This window comes from Spirulina sp. LEGE 11439 (assembly GCF_059821285.1).
This window is the reverse complement of the sequence record NZ_JCAMRX010000067.1, coordinates 24,338-30,722: the sequence shown is the minus strand read 5'-3', so window position 1 is coordinate 30,722 and position 6,385 is coordinate 24,338. Positions and strand designations below refer to the sequence as shown.

At 45.3% G+C, this 6,385-nt stretch carries 7 protein-coding genes; 1 reads left to right on the top strand and 6 read right to left on the bottom strand.

What is annotated here, in order from left to right:
• The first annotated feature begins 162 nt into the window (after nucleotides 1-162).
• Nucleotides 163-786, top strand: a complete 624-nt coding sequence (locus AC6RV6_RS26970) for a PadR family transcriptional regulator (protein WP_500243987.1) — start codon at nucleotides 163-165, stop codon at nucleotides 784-786.
• Here AC6RV6_RS26970 and AC6RV6_RS26965 read toward each other — a convergent pair.
• The 6 genes from AC6RV6_RS26965 to AC6RV6_RS26940 form a co-directional block, all read right to left on the bottom strand.
• Entirely contained in the window at nucleotides 736-1,113 is a 378-nt protein-coding gene (locus tag AC6RV6_RS26965) for a nuclear transport factor 2 family protein (protein ID WP_500243986.1), read from the bottom strand. The two genes, AC6RV6_RS26970 and AC6RV6_RS26965, sit on opposite strands and share 51 nt — an antisense overlap.
• Before the next feature lie 175 nt (nucleotides 1,114-1,288).
• A complete protein-coding gene (locus AC6RV6_RS26960) occupies nucleotides 1,289-2,428 on the bottom strand; it encodes a TIGR03032 family protein (RefSeq protein ID WP_500243985.1) in 1,140 nt (379 codons plus the stop codon).
• A gap of 8 nt (nucleotides 2,429-2,436) precedes the next feature.
• Nucleotides 2,437-3,741, bottom strand: a complete 1,305-nt coding sequence (gene codB / locus AC6RV6_RS26955) for a cytosine permease (RefSeq protein ID WP_500243984.1) — start codon at nucleotides 3,739-3,741, stop codon at nucleotides 2,437-2,439.
• 45 nt (nucleotides 3,742-3,786) lie between these two features.
• The gene (locus AC6RV6_RS26950; RefSeq protein ID WP_500243983.1) at nucleotides 3,787-5,250 is read right to left on the bottom strand and encodes a tetratricopeptide repeat protein; all 1,464 of its coding nucleotides are present in this window, start codon (nucleotides 5,248-5,250) and stop codon (nucleotides 3,787-3,789) included.
• Nucleotides 5,251-5,607: 357 nt separating this feature from the next.
• Nucleotides 5,608-5,949, bottom strand: a complete 342-nt coding sequence (locus tag AC6RV6_RS26945; protein WP_500243982.1) for a HepT-like ribonuclease domain-containing protein — start codon at nucleotides 5,947-5,949, stop codon at nucleotides 5,608-5,610.
• A complete protein-coding gene (locus tag AC6RV6_RS26940; protein WP_500243990.1) occupies nucleotides 5,946-6,236 on the bottom strand; it encodes a nucleotidyltransferase family protein in 291 nt (96 codons plus the stop codon). Before AC6RV6_RS26940 ends, AC6RV6_RS26945 begins: the two co-directional genes overlap by 4 nt.
• Nucleotides 6,237-6,385 lie beyond the last annotated feature (149 nt).

Sequence of the window (6,385 nt, the reverse complement as noted above, 5' to 3'; positions counted from 1 at the left end):
TCTCACCGCTAACCTTTCAGGTCTAGCGGGAGTCCTCTCGCGACATTTATGATAGATTTGCGATCGTCTTTTCTGGGTCGATTCTCGTTGCTTATTATTCAACTTGTTGTATATCCTCGATCTCGGTTATACTCAATTTATTGGATATTGACAAAACGATCGATGGCACTCAATCACACGATTTTAGCCGTTTTAGCCCATTCTCCTTGTAGCGGATACGATATCAGCAAGCGTTTTGAAGAAGGAGTGAGTTGCTTTTGGAAAGCTAGCCAACAGCAGATCTACCGCGAATTGAGCAAAATGGAAAAACAGGGGTTCGCGCATCCTGAAATCGTTCCCCAAGAAGGCAAACCCAATAAAAAAATCTATCACATTACGCCAGAAGGAAAAGCCGAACTATTACGCTGGTGTAGCGAACCCAGCGAACCGACTCCCATTCGTGAAGATTTATTGGTCAAAGTGTTAGCAGGACCTCACATTCCCATTGAAATACTCCGTCTGGAAGTTTTATCTCGTCGCAAACTCCACGAACAACAACTCAAACGCTATCGAGAAAAAGAACAGCTTTTTCTCACTTTACCTAAAACAGGAGAACGGGTTAAAGAGGCAATGTGTTTGCAAGGAGAATTTCGTTATTTAACTTTACGACGAGGTATTCGTTACGAACAAAGTTGGATTGAATGGTGTGATGAAGTTTTAGCGTTTCTCGTCGAAAAAGAAAATGAAAGTAGAATTTTAGGAAATCATACAAGAATGACCTGCAATAACTCGCCAAGACTTGCTTGACTTCACAGACCAAACGCGAGTAAAACGAAAATCACCATTTGCGGGAACACCATCATAACTACCCGTTATTTGCATTCGCACTGAAACGATCGCAACCTCTTTAATTATTTGTATTTTTTGCTCGGACTGCTCGAGTGCTTCTATACTCAACAAACCCGATTCATGAGCCGCGAGATCGTCTTCTTTGCTCAGCACATTGCCGAGATGATTGGTAAATATCAACTCGGGGGCGAGGAGTTCATCTAAAACTTTGATATCTGATGCCAGCATTGCTAACCTGAGTTTCTCCTCAACTTCTAAAATTTGCGCTTTAACAGAATCATCCATAAATCTTTCCCTTATTTGCCCTAACCGTACCTTAGCGAAAATCGATCGCAATGTCCCAAAACGACTCAATAAAAATTATACAAAATTTCTACCTGTCCACTTTTTGTATATCCTCGATGAAATTTTATCTCTTAATCAAGGAGAAACAAGGGTAAGGTATCAACAACAAACTTTGTTAAGAATTAAAGGGGAAAACTTCCCCAGCAGGTGGCGCTTTTTTAATAGTTGGTTGTATATTTTTTGGTCTATCTCGAGTCTTTGTAGTGGGCGCGATCGTCACCCATTTGCAAATTTCGTCGGTTCTAAACCCTAACGCCATAGGACGACGAACTCCGGGAATGACTTGTACATCATAAAGTTCGCTGACGACTCCTTCAATTTGCATCCAGTGGTCGATATTACCCGTGTCTAAATTAATAATCATTAAACCGCAACCCGGTGCGGCATTTTTGGCATTCAGTAAATCATCTAAGGGTAAACCCGTAAACATTCGATCGCCTCTCGGTTTGGAAAGACCGACGATCGCCCACTTCTGCCAAAAGGTCAACCCGCGCAAATACCCCGGACAAAAGGCGATCGCGTTAAATTTCCCGGCTTTGCGATCCACATAGCCAAACTCTCCGGTACCCGAATTCAAGACCCAGAGGCGATCGCGATACCAACGGGGAGAATGGGGCATCGAGAGAGAATCTACCACAATGCGATTATTCTGAATATTAATGATACAACCGCCGCGATCGCGCTTGTTTCGCCATCCTGCGGCGACATCAGAACGACTGATGGCACTGACGTAAACGGGTTTTGATTTCACCATGGCCAAGCCGTTGAGGTGACAGCGATCCTCGGGGGCGAGTTTGCTGATAAAATCGGGTTGCCAAATGGGGGCAAAACTATAGCGATCGCTAACCGTCGCCAAACAACTATAAGCAGTATTGACAAAAACAATCTTTTGTGTATCGGTCACGGCCAGATCGTGAACGTCTAATTCTCCTGTGGTGTAAGCGAGACGAGGAATATATACCGCATCGTAATCATTTTGGATTTCCCCATCATCAAGGGCATTGTCTAACTGCCAGAGTTGAAAGCGACAGCCCATATAAAAGCGATCGCGAGTGGCGTAGAGTCCCATAGGGCGATCGAACAGTCGCTCAAAAATAGAGAGTACGCCATTCGGTTTTAGCCCGATGAGAAAAAGTCGGTTGGTTTGATAAGTGGTAAATGCAAGACTGATATGCTGTTCGTAAAGCCAAGGCAGCAATTGACGAGAGCAGGAAATTTCAAGGGGTGGCGACTTTTTGGGTTCTGGATCTGGCATTGATTTGGTTACTCGTTACTTGTGACTTGCTTCTTGCCGATTACTTTATCCAACAAAAAATACAAAATTACAGCCGCAATAATGCCGTTAATCGGTTTAATTCCGGGCGTGTAGTAAGCGATCGCGGAAGCAGCAAGATAAGCAATAATTCCCACCCAATTAAACGGCGGTTGTTTTTCCTCTAAATCGGGAAATTTCCCTCGATGACCGAGCCAATAATCGGCCATAATAATGCCCCCAATGGGTGGAATAAAAGTCCCTAACAAAATGAGGAATTGAAAAAACTTTTGACTTTCATAAATACCGCCCAATGTTAGTGCTAAAGCCAAAGTTGCCCCGCCCAATACGAGTAAATGACGCTTTTCCGTGCGAAACGCATGAGAGCCGGCGACGGAAAACGCATAAATCGTATTATCTTGAGTCGTCCACATATTGAGAACAAAAAGAATGACACCCCACACTAATAAACCTTGTTGAATCATCACTTTGACGATATCCGAGTCGCCGTAAGCGAGGGAACTATAGGCACCGCTAAAAATCAAAAAGCCATTTCCTAATAAAAAGGCGATTAAAGTCGCGATCGCGGCCAATTTTCCCGATCGCGCAAAACGACTCCAGTTCGTAGCTTGAGTCCCTCCAGAAATAAAAGTTCCTACGATAATAGTAATGGCAGCACTTAAAGAGAGTTCTGCTTGAGGCGCGATCGCTTGCAAACCCGAAAATCCTTCCACTTCCTCCGTCGAAATCGCCAAACTCCAGACCATTAAAATGACAATTGCGGGAACGGCAATACGACTTAACCAATCCAAGGCGCTATAACCAAAATAAGCCGTAACACAAAATCCATACGTTACGCAAATAATCAGCAACCAATTCAAAGATTTAGGAAAACCGATCGCTTGATTTAACAACTCGGCAATTAAACCCGATCCCCAAGCATACCAAGCTACCTGAGTAAAACCGAGAATAAAATCCACCCAACGCGAGCCAATATTTCCGAAACTAAATCTTGCCATGAGAACGGTATTTAATCCCGTTTCCCCGGCAATATATCCTAACGAAGCTGCATAGATTCCCAAGATTAAATTCCCGATGAGAATAACGCCAATTAAATCGGGAAAAAAGCGAAAAGCGGGACCGACCAATCCTCCAGCAAAGAGAGTACCGGAATATAAAGTAAACCCCACTAAAATTGGAGCCAGAGACCAGAAAGATTTTCGCATTTCTGGAGGAACTGCACTCAGAGGATAATCTTCTTGTCGTTCGCGATCGCTTGTGGGTTGTGGATCTTGAGTTGTAGGTTGTTGTGTCATTGATTGCTATTCACTGATAACTGATAACTGTTTACTGATAACTGATTAGCCAAATCTCGGTCGGGCAAAGCGATCGCGAGTGGGAATGGGGGCTTGTCGTGGGGGAGGAGGGGAAGTTTTTTGGGGGGTTTGTTGTACGGGGGGAGAAGTTTCTTCTTGTTCTTCTAAAGAGGGTGGTGGCGAAAATTGTTCAAATCTCTCTCGTTCTCGTTGAGGCGGTGGGTTAGAAAAAGGAGGAAGTTCTTGGAATTGTTCTTCCGGTGGTGGTTCGGGGATGGGAACAGAAGGAATCACGGTTTCATTTAAATATAGATCCACCTCTTCCACCTTGTCTAAATCCCCTTGACCGCGATAGAGAGCTTGTGCCTGTTGGAGGGTGGCGATCGCTTCTTCATAGCGTTGCAGGCGATAATAACAAACCCCAGAATTATAGAAAGCATCGGCAAAAATGGGATTGAGTCCGATCGCTTTTTGATAGTTGGTGAGTGCCAGTTCGCAGTCCCCGGCATCTTGGTAAGCAATGCCAAGATTGTAATAGTTAGTGACATCATTAGGGGCAAAGTTTGCCACTTGTTCGAGGGCGGCGATCGCGGTATCGACGTTGCCCGTTTCAATAGCCGCCGTTCCCAATTGTTGATAAACCGCAACATTATTGGGATCCAATTCCGCCGCCGTCGCAAAACGCTGTTCTGCGGCGCGATAGTTCTCCTGTCTGGCATAAACTAAGCCGAGATGGTATTGTGCCTGGGCGTTTTCTGGGTCGATAACTGCGGCCGTCCCGAGGTTCTCCTGCGCCCGCACCCAATCGCCGCGATCGGCATACAGTAAGCCGACTTGATAGTAAGCGTCGGCAAAATCCGGATCCAGTTCGATCGCATCTTCATAGAGGGCGATCGCTTCGTCGGTTTCGCCGCGACGGGCGAGAATTAAGCCCAAATTATAGGCGGCGCGGGGATTTTCGGGATTGAGGAGTAAAGTTTCACGATAAGCCAAGGCTGCTTCTTCTTTCTCTCCCAAAACATCTAAAGCGAGGGCGAGATTGTAATATCCGGGGGCAAATTTGGGTTCGAGGAGAGTGGCGCGGCGAAAGCTGGCCGCCGCATCCATTAATGCACCCTGACGATAGTAGGCAATGCCCAGATTGTAATAACCTTCAGCAAAAGTAGGATTTAAGCCCACGGCTTGGCGATATTCTTGAATAGCGGGGGCGACTTCTCCTTGCTGCATGAGGCTATTGGCGAGCATATAGTAGCCCATTGGCATAAGGGGATCGAGGCGCAACGCTTGCCGAAAAGATGCCTCAGCTTCCGGGAAAACGCCCCGTTGATAGGCAAGAGTTCCTTTTTGAAATGCGATCGCCGCGTCTAAATCATTGGTATACAGTCCATCGAGAACTTGCTTGACTTGTGGAGTTTCGGGATGTTTTTGCGCTGTGGCAATAGGCGCGATCGCACCCCACCCGAGTAACGCCACGGTTAACACGCCCCATCTTAAATATTGCTTTCGCATCAGTCCGGCCTCATTGCAAACCCAAATTTACCCTAAATTGTAATGGGTAATCGGGAATTGAGCGCAATTCGAGGAGTGAAAGCATTTTCAACGAATCAGTATTGCGATCGACGAAGGGGGCGATTGTATATTTTGAGGATGTGCGGGAGATCGATTAGGTGTGAGCTAAAATGATTACACTTTCACCTTGCACTAAAACAACGAGACGCTTTAAGAAAGCGAGGAAGAAGCAAAAACGATGGCTATTTGGGATAACATAGCGGACCATCGAGAGTAACGTAAAGTGGGTTAAGGAACGAAACCCACTATCCCAAGAGATAGTATTGGGTTTTGCTTCGTGACAATTGTTTTCTGTTTCTAATCTTCTATGTCTCGCAAAATTTGCCCAATTCTATTTTTAAGATAAGGAATATCTCGTTCTACCGCATTCCAAACTTCATTCAAATCTACACCAGTATAATTGTGAATGAGAATATCTCGAAAGCCTGCAATTTGTCGCCAAGGAATATCTGAAAAAGTCGTTCTCAACTCTGGAGAAAGTTGCTTTGTAGCCTCTCCCATCACCTCAAAACTGCGAATCACACCATCTTGAACTAAAAGAGAATCAAAAAACTCTGCTTTTCCTCCTCGAGTATAGATTTCGATCCGCTCCATTCGCTCCCAAATATCATTAAGATAAACTCGGTCATCGGAACTCATAAAATAATTGCCTCTTGCAGAATGCGATCGCGAAACTCTTCTCGCAACCCATTAACATTGGCAACATCTACCTTACACCCTAAAAAATCCTCTAAATCTTGCATTAAACTAATGCGATCCAACAAACTGCGATCCGCTTCAAGTTCCACTAAAAAATCAATATCGCTATCGGCTGTCTCCTCTCCTCGAGCCACCGAGCCAAAAATCCTAACATTAAACGCGCCATATTTCGCCGCAAGTTTCAGAATCTCCTCGCGTTTGTTGCGAAGTGTGTCTCGTAATATCACGATCGCCCTCTTCTGCTTCTCTAATTCATCAGACCCGATCGTAGCACGATTTCCGCTCGGGATCTGGTGCGATCGCGCTTCTATTTCTACTATTTTTTGGGTCTGGCGATCGCAACCCAACTCGCCTCACAAGCGATCGCCTCCGCGAA

Excerpts from the sequence above, each read along its gene's own strand:
- AC6RV6_RS26965 (WP_500243986.1), bottom strand. The coding sequence starts at position 1,113 with ATGGATGATTCTGTTAAAGCGCAAATTTTAGAAGTTGAGGAGAAACTC.
- AC6RV6_RS26945 (WP_500243982.1), bottom strand. The coding sequence starts at position 5,949 with ATGAGTTCCGATGACCGAGTTTATCTTAATGATATTTGGGAGCGAATG.
- codB (WP_500243984.1), bottom strand. The coding sequence starts at position 3,741 with ATGACACAACAACCTACAACTCAAGATCCACAACCCACAAGCGATCGC.
- AC6RV6_RS26950 (WP_500243983.1), bottom strand. The coding sequence starts at position 5,250 with ATGCGAAAGCAATATTTAAGATGGGGCGTGTTAACCGTGGCGTTACTC.
- AC6RV6_RS26970 (WP_500243987.1), top strand. The coding sequence starts at position 163 with ATGGCACTCAATCACACGATTTTAGCCGTTTTAGCCCATTCTCCTTGT.
- AC6RV6_RS26960 (WP_500243985.1), bottom strand. The coding sequence starts at position 2,428 with ATGCCAGATCCAGAACCCAAAAAGTCGCCACCCCTTGAAATTTCCTGC.